This is a genomic window from Enterocloster sp. 210928-DFI.2.20, assembly GCF_020554465.1.
GTDB classification, from domain to species: domain Bacteria; phylum Bacillota; class Clostridia; order Lachnospirales; family Lachnospiraceae; genus Enterocloster; species Enterocloster bolteae.
Genome location: NZ_JAJCHK010000002.1, coordinates 55,629 through 82,426 on the forward strand (window position 1 = coordinate 55,629; position 26,798 = coordinate 82,426).

Sequence of the window (26,798 nt, forward strand, 5' to 3'; positions counted from 1 at the left end):
TTATTCGTTTCGGGAATCCAGTACAGCCTTAATTTGGGGATAAATCTTATCCAGATTGTAAAACAGCATAGTGACGATGGAGCATATAAGAAGAAGCATGGGAATATACAGGTACATGGCTTTGATTGCCAGTACCGCATTGGAACTCTGTGCCGAAGCACCGCCCTGGTAAGCACCCCATGCCAGAAGGACTCCGCTGATACCGCCGGCGGCCGCCTGGGCCACCTTTCCCAGGAAGCCGTTGATGGCGGACAGTGAACCGGCTGTGTTGATGCCGGTCTTCCATTCACCGTAGTCCACCGGGTCTGCCTGCATGGAAAAATAGATGCTTTCCTTCATGCCGTATCCCAGAGCGGTTACCACTGCTCCGGCCAGTATAGCCCCATGGTTTATACCTGCAAAGAGGATGACAACCAGCCCGGCCAGCTGTATGGCAGCACTGCCCACATACAGGTTGCGTTTTCCCATGCGTCCGGCCAGTGCGGGCACCAGGAAATTGGCTGCCATGGGCACAATGGACATGATGGTGGCAATGGTAACTGACAGCTCCTTGCTTCCTATGACAGCTGTATAGTAGTAAACAATTGCACTGGTCTGGAGAAAAAAGCCGGTCCACATGAAAATAATGTTGAGGGCAAAGATAAGCCAAGGCTTGTTTTTTCCCAGGGACATAAGGCTTTCTTTCAGGGAAACGCTCTCAGCGGCCGTATTTACCCGTTCTTTTACAGTGGCAAAGGTAAAGAAGAATAGCAGGCATCCAATGAAACCAAAGATTATCATTACGATACGAAAGCCCAGAGCTTCGCTGCCTTTGCCCAGGGAATCCACCAGCTTTAAGGCTGTGGAGCTGACCACTGTGGAGCCCAGAAAGGCGAAGAACTTGCGCGTGGTGGACAGGGCTGTCCGTTCCTGGGTATCGGTTGTCAGGCTTGGCAGGATGGAAGCCATGGGGATGTTCACCACAGTGTAGGTAAAAGACAGACCGATGTAAGTCACATAGGCATAGATAAGCTTGCCTGACTGGGAAATGTCGGGTACACTGAAGGCTAGGACGGCAAACAATGCAAATGGTATGGCTCCGAAGAGAAAATAAGGCCTGGACTTCCCCCACCGTGTACGGGTATGGTCAATGCAATAGCCAATCAGTAAATCCGTCCCTCCGTCTATAAATCGCGTGACAACAAACATAAAAGCGATGGACTTCGCGCTCAGGGACATGACATCCGTGTAAAAATATAAGAGATACAGGGAAATCATCTGCCAAATCAGATTGCATGCAAAGTCAGAAACCCCATAGCCAATTCTTTGTTTCCATATCTGCTGCTTCACGTACCTCATGGTTGAATCTTGTTTCATTCAATAACCCCTCCTTGTATTTGATGCTGTTATTGTAAGGGATAAGGCAATAAAAAACGATTGAGTTTTATAATCAAATAAATTGATGTTTTATAACCTGTCTGTTACAATCATAACAGAGATGGGAGGGAAAAACCATGACTACCGGAGAATTAGAGAACCAGCTGATGGAATTTAACGAGGATGAGCGATTTTATCAGCAGTATTATAATGTGAAGCAGGATAAATGGATGCTGGAGGATTTCTTGGAAAGTCTGGATTTTAATGAAGTCATACAGCGCCGTTTGATCGTGCCGGAGGTATCAGGGGGCTGGATGCCTTCTGACATGAAGGATGAAGCCTATTTTGACGCGGAGGATAAGAACCATATTGTGATTAGCAAGCACAACCGTTTCACACCCCCTTTCCGGCACCGCCATATATTTTTCGAGCTGGCCTATGTGGTAAAGGGACACTGCAGCCAGGATGTGGGGAAAGACAGGATTGAGATGGAGGAAGGGGACTTTTGCCTTTTGGCGCCGGATACCATACACAGCGTGAGCGTATTTGACGACAGCCTGCTGGTGAACATACTGGTAAGGCGGAGTACCTTTGAGGATATATTTTTTAATATGCTAAGGGACACAAACATGATAGCAACCTTTTTTAACCAGTCCCTGTATTCAGGAGTCCATAATCCCTATCTGATTATTCCGGCCAGGGGTGACCAGGTGCTTAAGGAATATGTTCTTTCCATGTTTCTGGAATACCTGGGAAAGAGCCGGTACTATGAAAAGATACTCAGCAATCAGCTGATGATACTGTTTGCCAAAATACTTCAAAGCTACGAAGATCGTATTCAGCTGCCTTCCGTTATGCGCAGGGCCACAGAGGAGAGCATAAGAATCTTAAGCTATATTGAGGACAACTACCAGAGTGTCACCTTAAAGCAAACCGCTGCGCAGTTTCATTTTTCCCAGCCCTATTGTTCCAAAATCATAAAGGAATACACCGGTAAATCATTTACACAGATTGTACAGGAAATCCGATTTCAGAAAGCTGCCATCCTTTTGAAAAATACAAATATCAGCATAGCGGAGATAAGCAGCCGGGTGGGATTTGAGAATGTGGAGCATTTTAACAGGATGTTCAGGAAGCTGTATGAAATGCCGCCTGGGAAGTACAGAAAGGGGAATACAGGGAGCCGTCTTTTCACCGGGCCGGGCGGGGAGAGCCGGACAGGGCCGCAGGCACTGTAATACGCAGAGAGGATAAGATGACGGTTTTTCCAAAACATCATCTTATCCTCTCTGTTTCATGGTGGCAGCGCATATATAAAAATGTAGCTTATTTGCTCAGCATCCCTGTATAATCAGTGTTTCATAGTCAGACTGGGGCATGGGGCGGTAGAAAACATAGCCCTGTACATAGTCACAGCCAATCTGCTTCAGATATTCGACCTGGTCCATGGACTCGATTCCTTCTGCCACTGTGCGGATGTCAAATTTTTTCACCATATCAATAATACCCTCAACCAGTGCCATATCCTTGTTCTGGTCCGGTCCTTCATCAAAGAACAGGCTGTCAATTTTCAGTACATCAATAGGCAGATTTTTCAGCAGCCCCAGAGAAGAATAACCTTTTCCAAAATCATCAATTGAGCAGGAGAAGCCTGCCTTTTTAAGCCGGGCTACTGTCTGCAGCAGCAGGGCAGTGTTGTCAAATGCAATGGATTCCGTAAATTCCACTTCAAGAAGCTCAGGCGGTATGGCATACTGGTCGCGTATACTCACATAACGGTCAACAAAGTGCTGATCATAGAATTGAAGCCGGGATACATTGACCGACACGGGAAGGGGGGTTCTACCCGAGTCAAGCAGACTCCGGAGCCAACGGCAGACCTCCTCGTATACATACTGGTCAAGGCGGTCAATCATATATTTTCTCTCGAATACAGGGATGAAGCGGTCCGGAGGAATGATGGCGCCGGCCTGGGACTGCCAGCGGACCAAAGCCTCTGCACAGCCGATTTTTCCTGTTGCAAGGTTGACCTTTGGCTGGTAATAGACCGTGAACTCTCTGTTTTCAAGGGCAGTCAGCATTCTGTTTTCTATGTCTTTTTCTTCTCTGAGGTGGCTGCGGATACTCTCATCATAATAAACATAATTCTGCTTGTTTCCTGTTTTAACTGTTTTTCTGGCAAAATTGGCCCGGTCCAGAAGACCGTCGATGGTCAGTGACTCTATGACATCCTCTATGCAGCAGATACCGCAGTTTGTGGGGAGCATCTGGCCGTCATGGGCCGTATGCATGAAGCGGAGAATTTCGTAATCCGCGTCAGCCTGGCGGGCCGCTATCTCGCTTTTTTCGTTGTAATGGAGAAGCAGTACAAAGTTATCTGCTGATACACGGCCGCATAATTCATATTCATGCAGCCCCTTTAGCAGGAGTTTTCCGTATTGGGACAGCAGAAGGTCGCCGTAATCATAGCCGAACACATCATTAATATACTTGAAGTCAGAGAAATCAGTATAGACAACAGCAAACTTTTCCGGCCTGGTGTCCAGAAGCTGCTGGGCTTTTTCCTTGAAAGCGCTAAACAGGTAAACCCCGGTAAGAGTGTCGCGGGATGCCAGATCATTCAGCTGTTCATTCTGGACTTCAAGCTTCAATAGATTTTTAGAGTTGGCCCACAATATAAATATCCAGGTGAGTGACATGACTCCCATCATGACCAGACAGCCGGTCAGAAGAAAACGCATCTGCCGGGCTGAGTAGGCATCGGCGGAAAACACGGTATGATTGGCCTGTTCAAAAAAGTCCTCGCTGAGGGAAAGCAGTCTGGAACTGTCAGCGGACCCGCTGCGGTAGGCAGAGATTTCGTCCTTGACCTGACTCCACATCAGCTCCAGCTTTGCCAAATCCCTCTGATAGGCCGGATCGTCAGGTGAAGGAAGACCATATGTGGCCTCTCCGCCCTGTAATTCCAGAAGAATGCTGTCCAGATAGGCAATCATATCGTCATCGGGCTGGCCGGAAAGTTCTAACTTTATGAGCCGCTGGCTGGCACCGCGGACAATTCCTACATAGTTGATGAGCCTTCCGTTTGTCTGGGTTTGGATTACCGTTTGAATGGTAATACTGCCGAACAGGAAAAGTAAAATAAACAGGGAGATCAGTCCGCCTCTAAAAAACCGCTTCATATGGGGTGCCTACAACAGCTATTGCTGCCTTTCCGGATTCATTGTGCTAACCATACAGCGGGTTTGCAATGATATCAATAGCTCAATTGTATCAAACTATGCATTTTATTTCAATATACGAGAGATAAATAATATTATTTTGTAATTTATTACAAAAATTTAAAGGAGAAGCGGGGAACGGAAAAGAAAGAGTCTGTTCAGTCAGCATATAAGTGAAATAAAAGAAACTGGAAATAGGGTAGACGCGGGTGTATAATGTTCTGTATCAGGCAGACCCGTAGACGTTAACAGTAAAGCCGTGGCAGCGCGCCAGGAGAGGCTGAATCCGTCTTAAAATAGATAGTAAGAGTTGTTTCGCACAGAGAATAGAGGAGGTATCGAATGAAAAACAATAAGTTGTTTCAGACGAACCTGTTAGTCAGCAGTATACTGGTGGTAGGATTTATCCTTACAGCGTTTTTCAGCTACCGCGCCAATTACCGTGCATCATTAGAGAACATAGAACAAGTATCCTCCCTGACAGCGGAGGGAATTTATTACCAGCTGAAGGCAATGCTTACAAAGCCGGTGAACATTTCGCTGACAATGTCTCATGACAGCCTTTTGGTGGACCATCTTCTTGCAGAAAACAGCCGTATGGATGCTTTGGATTTTGCGGAGACTACAAAAACGTATCTGGAGACATACCAGAAGAAATATGGCTTTGATTCCGTGTTCCTGATATCCGCAAATTCCGGCCGCTACTATAATTTTAATGGCCTTGACCGTGTAATGGAAAAAGGGGATCCGGAAAACGAATGGTATTATGAACTTCTTGGCAATGATTTGGAGTATTCCCTTAACGTGGATAATGACCAGGTAGAGGGAGCGGATAACAGGATAACTGTCTTTGTGAATTGCAAGGTTACTGCGCCGGACGGGGCGGTGATTGGCATCGTGGGAGTGGGAATTCAGATAGATTATCTGGAAGAGCTGCTGCAGGAATATGAAGACAGCTATGGCAATCAGGCCAGCCTGATTAACCAGGATGGTTTTATAGAGATATCCACCACCTATAATGGATATGAAAAGAAGGACTGGTTTGGAGTATATGGCCAGGAACATATACGGGAACAGGTACTTGATTTCCGGGAGTCGGATAACAGTATGGAATTCTGGACTGATACAGGTCCAAAGGAAGGAAAGAGAAGCTTTATTGTGGAGCGGTATATTCCGGAGCTCTCCTGGTATCTGCTTGTGGAACAGAATACCGGACCCATTGTGGAGGCCATGAACCGCCAGCTTTATCAGACTGGTTTTATACTGACTGTGGTAATTCTCACTGTTCTGATTGTCATTACTGCTGTAATCCGGAAGTACAGCAGCCAGGTGACGGAGCTGGTTGAGGAGCGGCAGGCTCTTTTTAAAAAGGCCACGGAACAGCTTTACGACAGTATTTACGAATTGAATCTGACAAAGAACAGCTATGTGGGGAAACAGACAGAGGAATACTTTAAGAGTCTGGGAGCCGGAGGGCTTCCCTTTGACCAGGGATTGTGTGTCATTGCCCGGGAACAAATTAAAGAGGAGTTCCGGGAAGGCTATGTTTCCATGTTTACCCCGGAAAATGCCATCCGGGAGTATAACGCCGGAAATAACCATCTTCAGTATGACTTTATGATTTCGCAGAACGGTGAGGATTATCATTGGATTCGTGTAGAAACCTTCCTGTTTTATTCGGAAGAAGACAGTTCCGTCCACATGTTCTCTTACCGGAGAAACATAGATGCGGAAAAGAAACGGGAGTGGCAGGCTGCTATTGATGAAATGACAAAGCTTCTTTCCAAAAAGGCAACCGAGCGTCTGATTGATAAACAGCTGTCTGAGAGTCCGGACAAAATGTATGCGTTTTTTATTTTTGATATTGATGAATTCAAGATGGTAAATGACAGGTACGGCCATTCTTTTGGAGATTTCTGCATCTGCAGTTTTTCAGATATCCTTAAGAGTCATTTCAGGGAAGGGGATATCCTTGGCAGGATTGGCGGCGATGAATTCGCGGCGTTTATTCAGGTATCGGATACGGAATGTGTAGAAGAAAAAGTAAAGATTCTCTCCTCCGCCCTCCATACGGTAATTGGAAGGGGAGACATAAGATGCAGTGTCACGGCCAGCATCGGTATTGCCCTATACCCCAGGGACGGGGCAAACTTTGAGGATTTATACCAGCAGGCTGACCGTGCCCTTTATGAGACAAAGCAGCGGGGGAAGGACGGGTTTACCATTGTTTCTTAGGTCAGACATGAGAGCAGGATTGCTATAATGAAAGGGGATATCGGGACGCAGTAAGAACCCATCGGGTGAATATCAAACAATCAAATAAGCAGTTTTTAAATGCTCATGTTCCTTTTAGAGGGGAATTATGGGCATTTTTAAATTTGTTAAGCTTGTTGTGGCAAACATTTTCATAAGGTAATCAGAATAAGCAGCAGTTCAGTATTTTATGAAATACTGGAAAAAATACAATCCAATGATTGATTCATATAGTTTGTGGTGATATAATTATTTTGAATATATGGTTGAGGTACCAAGATTAGAAGGCAATCTATTTGATAACTATATAAACGATACCTCTGTGTCTGAACTGCTTCGTATTGATTATCGCAAACACATTATTTAGCAAAGTGTTGCGATATCTTTTTGGGCTTATAAAGCAGTATTTAGATATTTAAGGGAGATAAAAATGAAAACAAAGCCGAAAAAAAAATCAATTGCAATGTTGGCAGTTCCGGCTGGGATTTGTGTGACTGCTTTATCAATCTCTGTATTTTTTCTTGTGCAGATTACCGGCAGAATGAACCTCAGCGCAAACCAGAATCTTCTTACTTCCAGCAAGGTTATCAGCGAGGGACTGAATAATAAAATTAGTCTCGACAGGGAGCTTTTGTTTACCCTGGCCGATATGCTCGCATCGGAGCAGGAGAGTGCAGTTGGAGAGACTTTGCTGGGATATGTAAAATCCACTGATTTTTTTCACTTTACATATATAACCATGGATGGAGAAGGTGTAGATAGTGATGGGAATTTAGTCCATGTATCTGATCTGCCCTTTGACGATCTGGCCCTTTCCAGTGGAAAGGACGGGATGTCGGCTCCTTATTATGGTGCAAGCGGACGGCTTCAGATTACATACCAGTCCCCTGTCAGAAAGGATGAAAAACAGATAGGGGCAATTTATGCGGACCGGGTTATTAATGATTATAATCTTCCAACCTTATTTACCTTTAATAACGGGGAGGGGTATGCCTATGTGGTGGATAAGAACGGAAATTACATTATCGAATCCAGAGGTACAGCAGAACAGCCGGATATTTACAGCTATCTGGCAATGCAGGGGAACAGCAGGGCTGTACAGAATACGCTTTGTGAGGTGATTCAGGAAGGAATAAGCGGTACCCTTGTCGTAATAAACGAGAACCAGAAATCCCTTCTCGGCTTTCTTCCATTAGACGAGCCGGAAGGGAGCTATCTGATTACCATGATTCCACGGGCAGTCCTTCAGCGGGAGTCAACACCTATCATCATTATGCTTTATACTATGTTTACTTTTCTTCTGATTGGTGCGGTTGCGATTGCTAATCTTGTAACTGGAAGACAGTCTATGAGGGAGGAGGCAAGGCAGAGGGAGTATAGGGAAAAGCTGTTCCGAAATCTTTCCGCCAATATAGATTTTGTGTTTCTGCTCTACACACCGTCTACACAGAAGGTGGAGCTTGTGTCTGACAACCTGCCGGTGCTTCTTGGAATTACTGCAAAGCAGGTACAGGAAAGGCCTAAGCTGGTATTTAGTGCCAGCGGAATGGCGCCGGATGATCCTGCGGGAAACAGTTTCCTGGACGGAACATTGAATAAACAGGTGACCAGGGAAGCCATGGTGGGGGATGGCCCCAATGAAGTGAAGCGCTGGTTTGCAGTCCATATGATTCCGGCGGATTACGGCCAGTATCTTGCCGTGTTTCAGGAGACAACCAAAGAACATAATATGCGTGAGCATCTGGCAGATGCCCTCAAGCAGGCGCAGAACAGCAACCAGGCCAGGACCGCATTTTTTTCTTCCATGTCGCATGATATCAGAACTCCAATGAATGGTATCATAGGAATGACCAATGTCGCGCTGAACAGCCTGGACAATATGGAAAAAGTAGAGTCCTGTCTGAATAAAATTACAGCGGCTTCCGGTCATCTGCTGCAGCTGATTAATGAGGTGCTTGATATGTCCAGGATTGAGAGCGGGAAAATCAGCCTTAAGGAAGAAAATGTGCATTTACCCAGTATGATGGCGAACCTGATTTCATTCATCAGACCGGATATGGATAAAAAAAGGCAGTCATTTGAACTGAAATCACAGATTTTGGAACATGACACGGTTATCAGCGATGGGCTCCACCTGCAGAAAATACTGCTCAATCTTCTGTCAAATGCCATGAAATATACACAGGCGGGCGGTACAATCAGTATGCAGATTACAGAGACGAATGTTGATGCAGACACCATACGGCTGCGCTTTGTGGTTGAGGACAATGGAATCGGCATGACTCCTGAATTTCTGGAGCGCGTATTCGCGCCATTTGAGCGGGCGGAGGACAGCAGGATGAGCCAGGCAACGGGTACCGGGTTAGGACTTGCTATTACAAAGAGCATAGTGGACATGATGGAGGGTGATATATATGTTGAAAGTGAGAAAGACATGGGCTCACGGTTTACAGTGGAACTTCCACTTAAACTGCCAAAACTGCAGATGCAGGAATTACCGGATCTGGCCGGCTATTCTGTTCTGATTGTGGATGACGATCAGGATGCGTGTGAAAGCATCAGCTTAATCCTGCAGGAGACGGGTATCCGCGCGGATTGGGTTATGAATGGGATGGAGGCAGTGGAAAAAGCATGGCAGGCCCATGTAATGGAAGATGATTACTGTATCGTCATCGTGGACTGGAAGATGCCGGAGATGGATGGGGTGGAAACTGCCAGACGGATTAGAGCGCGGCTGGGCAGCGGAATGCCGATTCTTCTGTTGTCCGCGTATGATTGGGAAAATGTAAAAGAGGAAGCGATTCAGGCAGGGATTAACGGTTTTCTGACAAAGCCGATTTTTAAAGCTGACATTTTGGAACAGATGAAGCAATACATCCAGGGCGGATACCAGGAATACGAAGAACAGCAGATTCAGGAAACAGAAAATCTGGAAGGCGTCAGAAAACTGGAAGGTGTCAGGATTCTGGTGGCGGATGACAATGAACTGAATCTGGAAATCATGTTTGAGATTTTGAACAGCAGCGGGGCTGAAGTGGATTGTGTCCATAATGGCAAAGAAGCCTTAGACACCTATCTCAAGAGCAGTCAGGGATATTACCAGATCATACTGATGGATGTACATATGCCGGAAATGGATGGGCTGCAGGCTACGAAAAAAATCCGTAATTCGGGCCGGCCGGATGCCTCCATTGTTCCAATCATCGCCATGACAGCGGATGTATTTAAGGAAGATATACGCAGGTGCAAGGATGCAGGTATGGATGCTCATATAGGAAAACCTGTGGAGCTGGATAAGCTATATAGTATGGTCCGGAAGTTTATAAATTAAGACTGGGGGAGACAGAATGAAGAAGATTAGGACAAAAAGGGGATTATTGGGGACTCTTATGATAGCTGCCATTTTGGGGACTGGCTGCAATACGGAGCAGTCGGTTCCGGAGCTGTATGTAGACGATAACATCCGGGAAACACCGGTTACCGCCTTTACAGAGAATATTGAGGTTTCAAAGGCAATAGAGGAGCGCTGCAAAGCAGTGCTGAATCAAGACGGAAATACGAATATAGCGGTTTACAGCGACTCTGCGGATTATTATGCAGCGGAGGGATTATCATACCGGGAGCTTCTTTTGAAGCGCCTGGCTTCAGGAAATGCGGATGACTTATACACGATACATGCAGAAGATGTCCTGGAGTTTGATGAGAAAGGTTACATATATGATATGTCCTCTCTGGAGTTCACCGGTAACCTGTCCCATGATGCGCTGTCGCAGAGTACCTATAACGGAAAGGTATTTTCGATTCCATTATCTTATACTGGTTTCGGCTTTATATGGAATGTTGATATGCTGAAACAGTATGGTTTGAAGCTGCCGGAGAATCTGGATGAATTTCTCGATGTATGCGAAACACTGAAAGAAAATGGAATTCTTCCCTATGGAGCAAACAAGGATTTTGCCTTGACAGTTCCGGTTATGTGCGCCGGCCTTTATGATGTTTACCAGAGTGACGATTGTAATCAAAAGCTGGAAGCATTGTCAAATGGTACGGTGGCAATCAGTGAATATATGGAAAAAGGCTTTGACTTTCTTCAGATGATGATTGATAAAGGATATATGAATCCGGAGCGGGCACTTGACACGCTTCCAAAAAAAGAGGAGGAAAAGTCGTTTTTTGCCAATGGAAACTGCGCTTTTATTTGCGCAATCTACAGCGGCAAAGCGTTAGAAGGCTATCCGTTTGAAATCGCAATGACACCTTTACCTGTGCTTAAAAATGGCTCTATCTGTGTTGTGGGGGCTGATCAGAGAATGGCAATCAATCCAAAGTCAAAACATTTAGACTCGGCTATTGCCATTGTAGAAGCGCTGGGGCAGGCTGAAACACTTGATTCCCTGGCCAAAAGCCAGGGAAGAATATCCTCTTCAAAAAATGCCACAGCGCCTGATATACCTCAGACAAATTCATTTATTGCCTGTATAGCAGAAGGCAGACAGATTCCTAATCAGGATTTCAGCCTGAATTTCAATGTGTGGGAAAATGTGCGGGACTTAAGCCAGCAGCTCTGCAGAGGGAAGAGTGCCGCACAAGTGGCGGCAGAATACGATTCCATACAGATAGAGGAAATTTCAAAATACGGGAATTAACGATAAAAACGAGTGTACTTTGAATGATAAAGCGCTATATCTGCCTACTGGTAAAAATCCATGAGACCCTGATATGCATAAGTGCCAATCATTTTCAGTCTTTTGTAATATCATAATAGCTGACACATGTCTGATAAGCCGGGTTTTCGTATACACCGTGGATTGCATTATTTACAGCATAGTATTGAAGCGTGTTATAAGCAAAAATCATATAACATTGGTCCAGAATTTCCTCCTGCATCTCAATATAAAGTTTTTCCGCCTCGTTTTTATTGGTCGCTGTCAGCCTGACGGCGTCGCGATTCTTTTCACCAAATATATCATCATCCAGATAACAGAAGTTGTAGCCCACTGAATCCCCGCTGCTCATCAGCAGCGGAGAGAACCAGCCAGCCGGATCCGCGTAATCCGGCCACCATTTCATTAGTAATATATCCTGGCAGTCATCCGGATTGGGACTCTTTGCAAGAGCTAACTGGGCATCCCAGTCCATGTTGAGAAGTTTCAGGGTAACACCTATTTGGGCAAGGTTTTCTTTATACAGTTGAAGAATCTCACGATATACGGCATCATTTACTATGAAGGTAACCGTAACAGTAGCATCCATTAATCCTGATTTTTCAAGGTACTCCGCTGATTTTTTCAGGTCGCAGTGATACTGCGTTAAATTGTCTTGATGGCCCCAAAGGCCTTTCGGTATCATACCGCAGGATTGAGCCGCATTTCCCTGTAAAATATCATGAACCGCTTCTTCATATGGGAAAGCATATGCCAGCGCTTTTCGAAAATCTGCATTAGAACAGGGGGAGCTTTTTGTGTTCAGCATCAGGATTACATTGGTGAACGAATCAGCGGGCAGGATGGTGACTCCATCGTTCTCGCTTAATGCTCCAAGATCCTCTGCTGATAATTCAGAAGTAAGATGGGCCTCGCCGGCCTCAAGAAGTCTGCGCCGTGTACCTGAGTCGGAAATCTCCTGGATATAGACGTTCTTATACTGATTATCCTCCCAGCCGCCGCGATAGCCTTCATAGGAGGAGAGGGTAACCGCTCTTGCTGAAACCGTAGCAATGGTATAAGGTCCGCTTCCTCCGTCATTTCCTGCATTAAACCATTCGGTATCCTTATCAGCCGCATTCGGGCTCATAATATAAGCGGCATAGCCTGCTGACGCAATGAGGGGGATTGAGGCACCGTAGCGGAGATGAAAGGTCACTTCATATTCCCCGGTCACCTCGATGGAATCCACACTGTCCCAGATATAAGCAGCGCCTTTATTAAGGGCAATGGTCCGGTCAATGGATTTCTTGACGGCCTCCGCATTCATTTTTTCTCCATCATGAAATTGGACATCGTTGCGCAGTTTGAAAACCCATTCAGTGGCATCGGCATTGGATGACCACTCAACAGCAAGTTTAGGTATGACTTCTCCGGTCTTATCATCGTAATGCGTCAGGGTTTCATATACATTATACAGTATCCTGATACCATTCGACTGCTCTGCACTTGGGTCTAACGTCACGTATGGTTCTGAATAGCAGGCATGGTATAAGACGTCTGCGTCCCTGCTTTCTGTTTTCCTGATTTTTCCGCATCCGCAAAGCCAGGCCGCGGCCAGAATTGATACTGACAGAATGGTCAATGCCCTTTTCATAATCATCAGCGTTTCCTTTCATTCCCATTGGTAAGTCCTGCGTTTCTCAGCTCCTTAAACAGCTTTTTCATGTCAACCGGTTTGGCTATATGGCCATTCATTCCAGTATCCAGGCAGGCTCGGATATCTTCAGCGAAGGCATCTGCGGTCATGGCAATAATAGGAATATTCCGTATATACATGTCGGGAAATGCACGTATAGCTGCAGAAGCTTCATAGCCATTCATGACGGGCATCTGAATATCCATCAGAACTGCATCAAAAGTACCTGGTTCTGCATGCTTTAAAATGTCAATACAAACCTGTCCATTAACTGCTCTGACCGCTGTGATGCCTCTATATTTCAGCAGCTCCTGGATGATTTCCCAATTCAGATCATTATCCTCTGCGACCAGGAGATGTAATCCCTGTAATTCATCAGCGCTGCTTTCGGCCGTTTTTTCATTCTTTTCAGTGAATTGCAGGTACTCGTTTATCTTTTCATAGATGGTTGATTTAAACATGGGCTTATTAATGAAACCATTTATTCCGGCTGCCTTGGCAGCATCTTCCATCTCAACCCAATCATACGCACTGATAAGAATGATTGGAAAGTCCTCGCCAACCTTAGCGCGAATCGTTCCGGCAATTTCAATTCCATTCATATCCGGCATTTTAAGGCTCACAATCATAATGGGGTAATCTTCACCAGCATTGTGCTTTGCCTCTGCCATTTCGATCGCCGTATGTCCATTGTCTGCCGTATCGACCGCCACTCCCATGGATACCAGCATATTTTCTGCTGCATCAAGGGATGTTTTATCGTTGTCCGCCAGTAATAGATGAAGGGGCGGAAGCATTAAATTATCTGTAATTTCAGTGGCTGGAAGCGGCAGGGCGACTATGAATCTGGTACCTTTTCCAGGCTCACTCTCACAATTAATGGTGCCATTCATGAGCTCAACCATCTGCTTGGTAATCGCAAGCCCCAGGCCTGAGCCATGTACTTTATCAATACGGGAATCTACTGCACGGGTGAAGGTCTGGTACATATCCCTCATAAAATCGCTGGACATACCGATACCGGTGTCCTGCACGGTATAAGTTAAAACCACGTTACCCTTGTCACCTGGCTGCAGGGCCTCTTCAAATTCCACGATAATTTTACCGCCTGGATTTGTGTATTTTACGGCATTTGTAAGGAGGTTAATGAATATCTGGTTCATCCGGAGCTCATCTGCATATAGATATTCATATTTTAAATTGCGCACATGCACGTCAAATTGCAGTTCCTTTTCCTGGATTTGCGATTTTATTATATTAATAAGGTTTGCGCAGCATTCAGGAAGGGAGAACACAACCGGGTGTAATGCCATTTTTCCTGATTCAACCTGTGAAATATCCAATACATCGTTGACCAGAGTAAGAAGATGGTTTCCGGACAAGGTTATCTTGTCCAGACAGTACTGTACCTGTGCAGGATTATGAATCTGTTTCTTAGCTATTTCTGTCATCCCGATAATGGCATTCATGGGAGTCCGGATATCATGCGACATGGAAGAAAGGAATTTTGTCTTTGCCATATTGGCATTTTGGGTTTCCTCGATACTCCTTCTAAGCCGTTTGTTTATATGCAGGACATAGCTTCCGTCAAGCAGCAGGAGGAAGATAAATCCCATAACTATATATAAAGACATCTGCCAGTCATAGTCATAGCCCATGGCAGACAGTTTCTCGGATTGGATATAGCCCACAAATGTACAGTTTGGCGTGTTTTCTATCTGTGCGCTGACGTAATAGGCCGGTTTTCCATCCTGATCCATCAACTCAACCAGATAGTGGTCCTCTTTCTGAAAGGAACTCTGGTATTCACCTATGTCAACGTAAGACAGGTCGTTGTGTTGTTTGATGAAGGTCCAGAATGTATCACCTCCCATGGAGTCGGATTGAATGATATACTGTCCGTTGATATCCAGCAGAGAAACCTCTGCTTCACGGTATGCTCCTGGGAAAATCCATTGGGCATGCAGAATCTCCACAGGAATTGTTTTGACGAGTATGGCCTTTGCACGGCCGCCATGTTCGTCCCTGATAGTCAGAAGGCTGCAGAAACTGACACTATTGACCCCGTCCATGGGATTGATATATGCCGATGATATGTAAATGGTTCCTTCCCCCCTTGTGCCGTTTACCATTTTAGGGAGGATGTAGGAAAATGCATCTGTTAGCTGAGAATAGTCAACTTTGTTCACACTCTGTTCTAAGCCTGCGGATAACCCGGACAATGTATCATAATACAATATATGTACAGAAACATAATCGTTTATATTAACTTCCTTCAGATATTCAATGGCTTCATCCATCGAATATTCATGATTTTCCAAATAGGAGGCCCAGCTGTCACACTCATTTTGCAGACTGCTCATATAACCATAGGATAGCTGGGCTGTGGATTCCATTGCTGCGGTAAAAGATTCTTTTGCTGTTGCGGCCTTGTCACGCTGTACGTCCTGTACATAGCTTATTGAAAGAATCAATATAAAAGCAACGATAGCAATGTTTCCGATAGCAAGCGCGATGTATCTGCCTTTTCCCTGTTTGATTTTCATGCGCACTCCTCCTCTATCAATATAAGCAAGCCTATACCATATCCCAAATGTTCCGCTTGTTTTAAGGAATACTCCCATTGTACATGATTGAGAGACAGCAGAGAAGTGCATGCGCACTGCGGCATTAAGCTTTACTTTATATACTTGCCAATGACACTGAATAATGTCTCCATATCAATTGGCTTGGACAGATGTTCATTCATACCGGCGTCCAGTGAACACGCCACGTCTTCCTGAAATGCATTCGCGCTCATTGCCAGAATAGGGATAGATTTTGCGTCTCCATTTTCACAAGACCGAATCTGACGGGCAGCATCATACCCGTTCATGACAGGCATCTGAATATCCATTAAAATGATACTGTAGGTTCCCTCCGGTGAGTCGGCAAAGGTATCAAATGCCTCCTGGCCGTTCTTCACCAAATCCACTTCAAATCCAAAGGAGCGCAGAAAGGTTTCTGCGATTTCCCCATTTATAAGATTATCCTCCGCTACCATAACACGATGCCCCTGATAACAGGAGCAGGATTTTACCGGAGTATCCGTCTCTTTTTCTTCGTCCAACAGATCCATTGTGAGAGTAAATGAGAATTCCGACCCTGCATTTTCTATACTATCGACTTTCAGCGAGCCTCCCAGCATCGCCACCAGGCTCTTACAGATGGTCAGCCCCAGGCCGCTCCCTGAATTCCCGTATAAATGGTCATGAGAACCCTGGTCAAAGGCCTCGAAAATCCGTTCCTGATCTTCTTTGCTGATTCCTTTCCCATTATCCCGTACTTGGAACGTATACAGGGATTCCCGTTCTGCAATTACAGTTTCCTCTATATTCAGCAGAACCACCCCTGAACTGTCGGTGAATTTAAGGGCATTTCCAATCAGATTTGCCAGTATTTCATGGAGCTTTACCTTATCGGTATTCACATATTTATGATGCAGTTTTCCAGTCTGGGTTAGGCCGATTCCTCTTTCCTTAGCCATCGTACCAAATTCTTCAATGACATCGGACAGCAAAAGCTGCAGATTCACCGGTCCCATATTAACGTCCATTTTCCCGCTTTCAATTTTGGACAGGTCCAGCACTTCACTGACCAGCTGCTGCAGATGGAGAGAGGAGCGTTTCAGTTTGTTCAGGCTGTCCAGCAGTTTTTCTTTATCATGGCGGTAGAGCATCGCACTGTCAATCATACCCACTATTCCATTGAGGGGTGTACGGATTTCATGGCTCATTTTGGAGAGAAAATAGGATTTGGCTTTGCTGGATTTCGTGGCAATCTCCAGCTTCGTCTCTGCCTGACGCAGAAGCTCCCGTTCCGTATTGTCTAAAAATGTAAACTGAACCACCCTGACGCTTTTGTCTTCCATGATGTAATCCACAGCGCCTTCAATGGACATATATCTGTCTTTAAAATTGAGAATATGCGAAAAGCGCTTGTGTTCATTTTCCGCTGCGGCTTGCATCATTTCACCGATACTGCTTAAATCCGGAACACCTTTTTCGGCTTCCCGGCTAAATAACTGCGTTTCAAGGCCTGCCGCGTCTGTACCGAGAAGCTGCAAGGCCTCTTTGTTGACAGCAATTATTTTGTTATGTTTGACATCTGCCTGGATGACGCCGCACACGGCCATATTGTATGAGGTTTCGTAAAGCAGATCATAACGGTCCCTTTCCTCCTTAAGCTGTTCAAGCGTCCTTTTTTCCTCAGTTGTGTCAATAAAAGTACTTTGTATCAGCAGCTTTCCTTCTGGGGATGTAATAAGCTTGGAGGCACCGGTTACCCAGCGGATTTCCCCATCACTACGGACGATGCGGTGGTCAAAGCTGACGCAGTCACCCTCCTTTTTTAGGGTTTGCAGCATTCCCACAATTCTTTCCCTATCCTCTTTATATGTTATGTCCAGCATCGTAGGCCCGCCCTGGCCCTTAAATTCTTCCAGGGATGAATAGCCCAGTATGCGGAGCGATTCAGGATTGATACCAATAAAGTCCATTGCATCTTCGTCGTATGCATACTGCGCAATCCCGCAGAGCATGTTCTGATAGAGGGTGTTATAATAATCCCGTTCTCTTTGCAGACGCTGTTCATAGTCTTTCAATTTGGAGATATCCATGATGATGCCCTGGAGTTCAGTCAGGCCGTTTACCTGAAACACTGTGGCTTGGATGGAATACCACCTGGCTGACAGAGCATCTCTGCCTCCGCGGTACTCGTATTTTAAAATACCATTTCCAGCTGCCGCCGACTCAATCTGCTGTTCCATCTGTGTCCAGTCTTCAGAAAGTATCATTTTGCTGAGACGGTTGTGAAATCTATACCTTACATCCTCAGGACTGCAGCCGGTCATGGCATAAAAGCTGTCATTGGCATAATCAATGATCAGTTCTCCGTCATAATGCATCCGCACTACACCGCCCGGCACACTGTCCGTCAGGCGCTTTAACTCAAACTTCGCTGCCTCCAGGCGCCTGGTGATGTCAAACATAGTCACCAGCAGTCCGCCGACCTGCTCCGGCTTTTCATAATAAGGGCGGATTCGGACTAACCATATGGAGTTGCGGGCATCCGTCACTTCCCGTTCTATAATTGTCCCTGTTTCAGCCACTTTTTTAATATCTGAATTAAAGCTCTCATAGGAATCAATGAAATTGATATGATACACCGGGCGCCCTAAATCTGAGTTCAGGAGATTGGTGTTTTGCAGCATGATGGGGGTAATCTTACGGATTTTCATATCCCGGTCCACATAAAGTGCGCCAACTTCTGCATTTACCAACAGATTGTCAAAGTCTGAGTATGCCGTAGTCAGCTCTGTAATTTTACTCTGGTGCTCCGCGTTGATTGTGTAGAGTTCTTCATTGATTGACTGCATCTCTTCATTGGTGCTTTGCAGCTCTTCATTGGATGCCATCAGTTCCTCATTTGTTGCCTGTAACTCCTCGTTGCGGGATTCTGACTCCTCCATGGCCAGAGACAGTCTCCAGTTGCTTTCCCCCAGCTCATATTCAAGCTGGGCAATCCTGCTGTTTGTTAATTCGCTGATATCCAGGCTTTTATCGGCTGAGTCCGGCATGGCTGTCCGGCCAATTCCTATCTGGAACAAAAAATATTCGTCATTATCCAGGTTAAAATAATTGACCTTAATATTCAGGCTTTCATCCGGATAGTCCGCCACTCCTGTCACATTTTTTTCAACACATGAACAGCTGCTTTCCTTCATTTGTTCCATAATATGGTTCAGAAGAATCGTCAGGCTGGGGGCAAAACACGCACTGATGGAATTATCAAACTGTCCGTCCTGCAAGCGAAGATACCGGCCTCCGCTTTTAATAATTTGTACAATTTTTCCGTAACCGTCCACCAGGACTGACGGTCCTGCAAAATCAAAAAAAAGCCGTTCGAAGATATTTGTAGGCCGGACTTTTGGGCGCAGATTTCCAGCAGGTTCTTGCATTGCCTTCTGAGGGTGAGACAGGTTATCCCATAGATAAAAACCATTATTTTCTGTATGGAACTCTTTATTTTTGTGGAATATTTTCCATTTCCTGTCCAGGACATCAAACGCTCCTTCCAAATCGCCCAGTGATTCGCTGTTGCCCAGGAACAGGCACCCATCGTCATTGAGAAGATGGTGAAAATTTCCAATGGTACGCTGCTGAACTTCTGGTTTTACGTAGATGAACATATTCCTGCATACAATTAAATCAAGTTTGGAAAAAGGGGCATCTCTAAATATATTGTGTTTGGTAAAAACAATCATCTTACGGATCATGTCCTTGATGATGTAGCCGTCCTCTTTCTTATCAAAATATTTTTCTATCATGAGTTCATTAATGCTGGCCAGGCTGCCTTCGATATAGAAGCCTCTTTGAGCCGCAGCAATGGCATCCGGGTCTGTATCGGAGGCAAAAATTTTAACATCCGCATTGTAATTCAGCCGCTCCATATATTCGCAGAGTAAAATTGCAATGGAATATGCTTCCTCACCAGTGGAACAGGCAATACTCCATATACGGATTGATTTTTTTTCCCGAAGCAGCGGGGCCAGTACATGCTCGCCTAGACTTTTAAAAGCGGCTTCATCCCGAAAGAAAGAAGTCACTCCAATCAGAAGATCACTGCACAAAAGCCCCTTTTCCTCCTCTGATGCAAGCAGATGGTCCATGTAATCTTCAATACAGGTATATTTATTGATTGCAATGCGGCGTTCAATCCGTCGGTAAATTGTATTGGATTTATAGGCGGAAAAATCAATATCAGAATACTTTGATATGGCATCAATGATTTGATTGTAATATCCTGACAGTTCCTGATTCTCAACCCCGTCATCATAGTGAAGGTATTGGTTATTGGGATTTTTTAAATAGTCCCGTATTGCCAGTCCGATTTTGGATACATTTTCTGTCAGATCTACCAGGCCCGTGGCAATGGCGCTCTGCGGCATCGAAGCGTACTGTGCCTCCAGGGGTTTCTGTACAATAATAGTACCGCCGTTTTCCTTGACAGAGCCGATACCAATGGTACCGTCCGATCCGCTGCCTGAGAGAATCACGGCAATGGTGTGTATGTTTTTATCCGAAGCAAGGGAATTAAGCATTTGATTGATGGGCGCATAGCGCTGTACACGGTCATGTACCGGACTGAGATGGAGGTGTCCGCTCTCTACCTCCAGTATCATGCCAGGAATGTTTAAATAGACCTCATTAGGCCGGAGCTCCATGTTCTCTTCTGCCAGACGTACCGGCATTTTAACTGATTTCTGTAGAATTTTATCCATCATACTCACGGAATCAGGAGACAAGTGCTGTACAACGATGAAAGAGGCACCTGTATCCAGCGGCATATTCCGGAAAAGCTCCTGTAAAGCCTCCACACCTCCGGCAGAAGCCCCTATTCCAACACAATATTTTAGCTGGCATTTTACAGCACCATGGTTCATCTTATCCATTGCATTGATATCCCCCTTTACAATCGTATCATTTATTCTTACTATCATTTTAATTGAATATTGTCAGTCCGCTGATTCACTTTGCTCCACAGGTTGTAAATGCATACTCAAACAGATATATGAGGTTTCTTACCGTAAAAAAATGCTAATAACCATGTCCATGCAGCCAGTTTTCAGGTAAACAAAAATATACCTTACGCTTCAGATGAAGGTAAGGAAAAGAATACTATACTGCCGGATACTTTTAGCTGACATAAGAATCTTGGTACCTTAACCATATATTCAATAATTATATCACCGCAGTCCTTAAATATCAACAATACCTTCGTTTTTTTAGTCTTTGAGATGCAATATTTTACTTGCTATTGGAGGATGACAGTTCCGTTCCAGAAACAATTATCATCAATAAAAGGTTCCATCATATCTTCCACACAGCAGTGCAGAATATTACAGGGGTTATTACGAGTAATGGAGTATGAATTTACAGAGCCGGAAATTTACGGAATTGACTATATAGATGATAAAGATAGGATATAATGGCGGCAGCTGCTTCAGATGAAAAGGGAGCTGCTTCCGCCATGGACAGTTCCAGTTTAAAAATCGCGTGGGATGGCTGTTATTTCCACAACGCGCTACCATCATAGACAGCCATCGCAGAATCATAGTAGCCTAAGTTCTTACATTTTTCAGTTACATAATCGTAGATATACCGAAATGCTTTAGCGGTCCCGTTTGAGAAATCTTCCTGCCTTCCTGCGTAAAGCTGATTCAGTGCAGTGACACATTGCTCATACAGTTCATAGTCTTCAGCAGTTTTTTCTGTTTCGCGCAAGGCAGGAATACTTCTGCCTATCCCCAGATTTTGCCGTAAAAGTATATAGATAGCATTGAGTGAACCATCCCCGGTATGCTTAACTATAAGATTCAGAAGGAATGAAGGGGTAAGCATATATCGGTGGTCTTCATTCCAGCAGCGCTTAATTTCACTCATTGCCTCCTCAATTTCTTTCTGTGAGATATGTTCGGCAGCATAGGCGGAAACACCCTCAATCGTCAAGGCCAGCAAATCCAAAGTATCCAGATAACGGCGGACATGACATGCGATTAAGTGGGGAGGTATTTCGATTTTCTTTAGGGCCTGTATATCCATCATTACGAAGATCCCTTTACTACGGACTGCTTTTACAACACCCCACTCCTGCAAAATCTGTATTGCTTTAAGAGTAGTATCCACACTCACATTATAAAGTTTCTGCAATTCATTATGAGTTGGGAGCTTGTCTCCTGGCTGGTAACGTCCCATGGTGATAAGACCCAAAAGATCCATATAAACAGCTGAATATCTTACTTCTTCTCTTAGTAAGAGCTTTTCCAGCTGCTTTCTGCCAAGTACAGCCGCGGAGTCCACAGGAACATCGAAGGCAGGTTCGCTTCCATATGTGAGCCCGTACATTCCGGACAGGTCATCGAAATGGACACTATCAGTATCCCCTCTGTTTTCAATAACCCTCATCAGCTCCTGCATTTGTTCATAAAACCTGGTCCTGATTTCTAAATTGTCTTGCAGAGGTCTTAACTCCGCAAGCCCCAGACTATCCATTACACGCAGGCTTAAATCATTTTCATTTCGTCTGATAAAAAACCTCTGAAACTGTTTGGCTAACCGCCAGAACTCTGCGGAGTTATTAATATCCATATTTTCCACGATTTTCCGGGGAATTATAAAGTCTTCTTGTTTGCAGAGAGCAATTCCATTTTCAATCAATGGATACCCCAATAAAACTCCTGTTTTTAGAACCTCATCGGTAATTGAGGTATCTACTCTCTTCAATGCAAGATTTATCATTGGACGCCTGGTTTGCTGATGGAAACTTACAACGGGACGCTTTCTTTGGTGTGTCTCAATCAATCCATTTTCCTTCAGCATGGATAACACGCGGCGGATGGTTTTAGCCGATGTTCCAAATTCCCTGCATAAATTATCCCGTGACGGAAGTTTGGTGCCAGCGGGTAACACTCCGGATTCAATCCGGTCCTTTAATATTTCATATATTCTTTCATACATCAAGCCATCGTATATCAAGCCCATTTTCGTCTCTCCTAATAATACTAAAAGTTTAATATATGGTTGGGCAATCGGTGTGAATGACGCACAGTGTTCAAAAGCTTGAAACCTTTACCGCCTGCTCCAGATGCGATAACCCCATAGAAACTCTATTATAAACACAAAGACAGATTACTTCCTGGTTTTTAACCCGTATTATATGACAATTATAGGACAAGATTCTGGTATTTGCAATTAAAACGGTATTTATGGTTTCGGGATTGGGGGCTTTATAATCTGTCCATTATATAGCCGGGCTGTATCTGTGAGGAAATACAGAGTCCCATATTGGCAGCAATCACACCTTCATGGGAGTGCTAAAGCCCGCGTAAAGATGCTGTGTCACGGCCGGCATCGGTATCGCCCTATCCCCCGGGGACGGGGCAAATTTTGAGGATTTATACCAGCAGGCTGACCGCGCCCTTTATGATGTAATAAGAATGCCCATATTAAGGCCAGATTCCTCTCAGTTTTTTCGTATCTATTACCCTTTTGACAGCAATGAGGTAAGCCGCCTTGCGCAGGGAAATACGGCGTATTTTTGCAGTTTCCCAAACATCAGAGAAAGCGGCACCCATCTTTTCCTCCAGGGTTTGGTTCACCTTTTCTTCGGTCCACCACATTTCCTGGATATTCTGCACCCATTCAAAATAGGAGACAACCACACCGCCCGCATTGGCCAGGATATCAGGAACAATGAGGATTCCCTTATCATGCAGGAGGGCATCGGCTTCCATGGACACCGGGCCGTTGGCAGCTTCCACGATGTATTGGGCATGGATTGTTTCCAGATTGGTACGGTTGATTTGATTCTCCAGGGCAGCGGGAATCAGAAATGTTACAGGAAGTGCCAGCAGCTTATCATTGGACAGGAAGGTCACAGAGCTGTCTTTGACCGCATATTCCTTAAGCAGAGCTCCGGATTTGCAGAATTCCAGAATCTTTACTATCGGAAGACCACTTTCACAGAATACTCCTCCTGAGACATCGCTTACAGCCAGGATACGGACGCCGGATTCATACAGAAGCCGGGCTGTGGTACTTCCAACATTACCAAATCCCTGAATGGCGGCGGTACAGGATGAGATATCCAGGTCCAGAGCGCGAATCAAATTATGTACAGTGAACATCACACCCCGCCCCGTGGCTTCTTTTCGGCCAACAGCTCCGCCCAGCTCCAAGGGCTTTCCTGTCACGACACCCGGTATACAGTGACCGTTCAGCATGCTGTAGGTATCCATAATCCAACCCATGACAATTGGATTGGTTCCTACATCCGGTGCCGGTATATCCTGCTGCGGACCAATGATGGGAGCTATCATGGAAGTATAGCGGCGGGTAAGTCTGCGAAGCTCATGAATACTCAGAGTGGACGGGTCCACCTTGATACCGCCTTTTCCTCCGCCAAAGGGAATGTCCACTACCGCGGACTTAAAGGTCATCCAGGCAGCTAATGCTTTTACCTCATTTATGTTGACATCCTGGTGGTAGCGGATTCCTCCTTTGGCAGGGCCGCGTGACGTGGAATGCTGCACACGGTAGCCTTCAAAAACCTGGATGGATCCATCATCCATCTCAATGGGTATGGCTACCTTAAGTTCTCTCTCAGGATAGGCCAGGGCGATATAATCATCCCTCTCATACCCACACGCTTTCGCACAATCCTCGATAATCTGGAGCACATCCTGATAAGGGTCATATGTGTCTGACATTCGTATCCTCCTTTCATGAATAAGAAATGTAAAATGTAAAATTTCAGATTTTATAAAAATTATATTCTGATAAGTATTGTTTGTCAAGTATGAGATGTAAAAATATTTAGTTGACAAACATCCAATATTGCATTATTATAAATTTACAAACTAAAATTTTAGATATCAGTAAGCGAGGAACATGTTTAATAAAGTAAAATACAGCAGCTTGAATGAGCTGATATATGAAGAGATTAAAGCGAAAATAATTAATAATGAGCTCAAGCCCAATGAGAAGCTGGATGTGGATTTCCTGAGTAATTCTCTGGGAGTCAGCCGTACCCCGGTGACCAATGCCCTGAAATCTCTGAATAAGGATGGGTATGTTATCATTAATCCCAGAAGCGGAAGCTATGTAAGGGAGCTGAGCAAGGAGGAACTAAGCTGCATTTTTAATTTCCGCGAGGCACTGGAGAGCCAGGTAATACGGGAGGTCATAAGTATTGCGGACATGCAGGTGCTTGACGGTTTTGGAGATGAATTCAGGAAACTTCTGAATATTGAACCAGATGGGGGATTGGATGCCAAGAAGCGGCTGGTAGAGGATTTTTTTGACATAGAAATGAGATTCCACGAATACCTGATTGATTTATGTCCAAAAATCATAGGGGATGAAATCAAGAATCTGATTGATTTAACGAAACGGATACGCATACTCCATATTACATACAATGTGAATAGTGCGCCGCTGGAAAAATTTCATTATGAAATCAAGATACACTGCCAACTGATTGAGGCATTAAGGCGGCATCTGCTGGATAAGTGCATTGAGTTAATTGCACAGGATATCCGTAATACAAAGAATGAAATTATGGATTGCTTTGATGAGATTAATTAAATAAAATTACAAAAATGTAAATATGCATGAGACAGAATTTACATTTTTGTTTTTACACAATGTGAAATTTTAGATTTAACATTTCAAGGAGGTAAAGGTAGGTATGAGTAATGTATTCTATGCGAATCTGGACAAGAAGTACAAGTGTGTAGAAAGGGCAGAGGGGTCCTGGGTTTATGACACGGACGGAAAAAAATATCTGGACTGTGCGGCCGGGATAGCAGTTACCAATATTGGCCAGGGTATAAAAGAGGTTATTGACGCCATGTATCAGCAGGCTTCCAATGTTTCCTATGTGTATGGCGGAACTTTTACCAGCGAGGCGAAGGAGCGTCTGTCCCATCAGATTATTGAACTGTCACCTGAAGGTATGGATAAGGTATTTTTCTGCTCCGGAGGTTCCGAGGCCGTGGAATCCATGGGCAAGATTGCGAGGCAGTACCAGATAGAGGCAGGCAGACCGGGAAAATATAAAATTATCAGCCGCTGGCAGAGCTACCATGGAAATACAATCGCTACCCTGACATATGGAGGAAGGCCATCCTGGAGGGAGAAATATGATAATTACCTGATGAAGATGCCCCATATCGCACAGTGTAATTGTTACCGCTGTCCATACGGGCTGTCGTATCCGGAATGCGGGCTGCCCTGTGCCGAGGAGCTGGAACGCATTATTAAATATGAGGGTCCGGATACGGTGGCGGCATTTCTGATAGAGCCTATTGTGGGAACCACATCCTGTGCTACCATGCCTCCCATAGAATATATGAAGCGAATCCGGGAAATCTGTGATAAATACAACGTTCTGTTTTGTGTGGACGAGGTTATTACCGGCTTTGGAAGGACTGGAAAGAATTTTGCTATGGACCATTTTGGCGTTGTGCCGGATCTGATCAGCGTGGCCAAAGGTCTGGGAGGCGGATATGTGCCCATTGGAGCGGTCATTGCTCATAAGAAGGTGGTGGACGCGTTTGAGAAGGGCAGTAAAAATCTGATACATAGCTTTACGTTTGCCGGGAATCCTCTGGTCTGTGCAGGAGCCAGCGCAGTTCTTTCCTATACCGTAAATAACAACCTGGTGGAGAGGGCGGCAAAAGAAGGGGAAGTATTCCTGGGAAAATTAAAGGAAGCCTTAGGTGATTCACCGTTGATTGGAGATATACGAGGGGTCGGTATGCTGATTGGTGTTGAACTGGTGATGGACCGGGAGAAGAAAGAGCCCTTTGACCCGGAGAAAAATGTGTCCGGCTTTTTAGCGGGATACTGTTTTGACCATGGGCTGTTAATCAGTTCAGGCGTGACAGGGACCGCAGATGGCATTGCAGGGGAAGCGCTGCAGATTTCCCCGCCCTTGATTCTGGATGAGGAGGAGATGGACTTTGCAGTGGATATCCTGAAAACGGCTGTGCTGGAGGCAGAGCACAGGTTTCTGTAATGGTAA

At 45.0% G+C, this 26,798-nt stretch carries 13 protein-coding genes; 6 read left to right on the forward strand and 7 right to left on the reverse strand.

The window, feature by feature from the left end; translation table 11 throughout:
* A complete protein-coding gene (locus LI015_RS03080; RefSeq protein ID WP_227124121.1) occupies positions 1 to 1,356 on the reverse strand; it encodes an MFS transporter in 1,356 nt (451 codons plus the stop codon).
* Positions 1,357 to 1,493: 137 nt separating this feature from the next.
* Between LI015_RS03080 and LI015_RS03085 the strand changes: the two genes are divergently transcribed.
* The gene (locus tag LI015_RS03085; RefSeq protein WP_117625462.1) at positions 1,494 to 2,594 is read left to right on the forward strand and encodes an AraC family transcriptional regulator; all 1,101 of its coding nucleotides are present in this window, start codon (positions 1,494 to 1,496) and stop codon (positions 2,592 to 2,594) included.
* Between the two features lie 96 nt (positions 2,595 to 2,690).
* Here LI015_RS03085 and LI015_RS03090 read toward each other — a convergent pair whose 3' ends face one another.
* Positions 2,691 to 4,538 carry a putative bifunctional diguanylate cyclase/phosphodiesterase gene (locus tag LI015_RS03090; RefSeq protein WP_118018369.1) on the reverse strand — a complete coding sequence of 616 codons (1,848 nt, stop codon included), beginning with the start codon at positions 4,536 to 4,538 and terminating at the stop codon, positions 2,691 to 2,693.
* Positions 4,539 to 4,919: 381 nt separating this feature from the next.
* On the opposite strand from LI015_RS03090, the gene LI015_RS03095 reads away from it, so the two are divergent.
* The 3 genes from LI015_RS03095 to LI015_RS03105 all read left to right on the forward strand — a co-directional run bounded on the left by LI015_RS03095 (position 4,920) and on the right by LI015_RS03105 (position 11,476).
* Positions 4,920 to 6,812, forward strand: coding sequence for a sensor domain-containing diguanylate cyclase (locus LI015_RS03095; RefSeq protein ID WP_002568695.1), 1,893 nt, complete (start codon positions 4,920 to 4,922; stop codon positions 6,810 to 6,812).
* A 448-nt stretch (positions 6,813 to 7,260) separates the two neighbouring features.
* The gene (locus LI015_RS03100) at positions 7,261 to 10,161 is read left to right on the forward strand and encodes a response regulator (RefSeq protein ID WP_227124123.1); all 2,901 of its coding nucleotides are present in this window, start codon (positions 7,261 to 7,263) and stop codon (positions 10,159 to 10,161) included.
* 16 nt (positions 10,162 to 10,177) lie between these two features.
* Entirely contained in the window at positions 10,178 to 11,476 is a 1,299-nt protein-coding gene (locus LI015_RS03105) for an ABC transporter substrate-binding protein (RefSeq protein ID WP_118018363.1), read from the forward strand.
* Positions 11,477 to 11,570: 94 nt separating this feature from the next.
* Here the strand turns inward: LI015_RS03105 and LI015_RS03110 are convergent, their stop codons facing one another.
* The 5 genes from LI015_RS03110 to LI015_RS03130 all read right to left on the reverse strand — a co-directional run bounded on the left by LI015_RS03110 (position 11,571) and on the right by LI015_RS03130 (position 24,480).
* Positions 11,571 to 13,130, reverse strand: coding sequence for an ABC transporter substrate-binding protein (locus LI015_RS03110; protein ID WP_227124126.1), 1,560 nt, complete (start codon positions 13,128 to 13,130; stop codon positions 11,571 to 11,573).
* A 5-nt stretch (positions 13,131 to 13,135) separates the two neighbouring features.
* On the reverse strand, positions 13,136 to 15,718 hold the full coding sequence (locus tag LI015_RS03115; protein WP_227124128.1) for a hybrid sensor histidine kinase/response regulator: 2,583 nt from the start codon (positions 15,716 to 15,718) through the stop codon (positions 13,136 to 13,138).
* Between the two features lie 131 nt (positions 15,719 to 15,849).
* Positions 15,850 to 20,664 carry a CheR family methyltransferase gene (locus LI015_RS03120; protein WP_227124130.1) on the reverse strand — a complete coding sequence of 1,605 codons (4,815 nt, stop codon included), beginning with the start codon at positions 20,662 to 20,664 and terminating at the stop codon, positions 15,850 to 15,852.
* Positions 20,665 to 21,280: 616 nt separating this feature from the next.
* Positions 21,281 to 22,753 (reverse strand): GntR family transcriptional regulator, encoded by a 1,473-nt coding sequence (locus LI015_RS03125; protein WP_227124133.1) that lies wholly within the window; start codon positions 22,751 to 22,753, stop codon positions 21,281 to 21,283.
* A 464-nt stretch (positions 22,754 to 23,217) separates the two neighbouring features.
* Positions 23,218 to 24,480, reverse strand: coding sequence for a Glu/Leu/Phe/Val family dehydrogenase (locus LI015_RS03130; RefSeq protein ID WP_227124135.1), 1,263 nt, complete (start codon positions 24,478 to 24,480; stop codon positions 23,218 to 23,220).
* Positions 24,481 to 24,661: 181 nt separating this feature from the next.
* Between LI015_RS03130 and LI015_RS03135 the strand changes: the two genes are divergently transcribed.
* Entirely contained in the window at positions 24,662 to 25,357 is a 696-nt protein-coding gene (locus LI015_RS03135) for a GntR family transcriptional regulator (RefSeq protein WP_227124137.1), read from the forward strand.
* Between the two features lie 103 nt (positions 25,358 to 25,460).
* Complete coding sequence (locus LI015_RS03140) at positions 25,461 to 26,792, forward strand: aminotransferase family protein (RefSeq protein ID WP_002568686.1); 1,332 nt, start codon at positions 25,461 to 25,463, stop codon at positions 26,790 to 26,792.
* Positions 26,793 to 26,798: the final 6 nt, after the last annotated feature.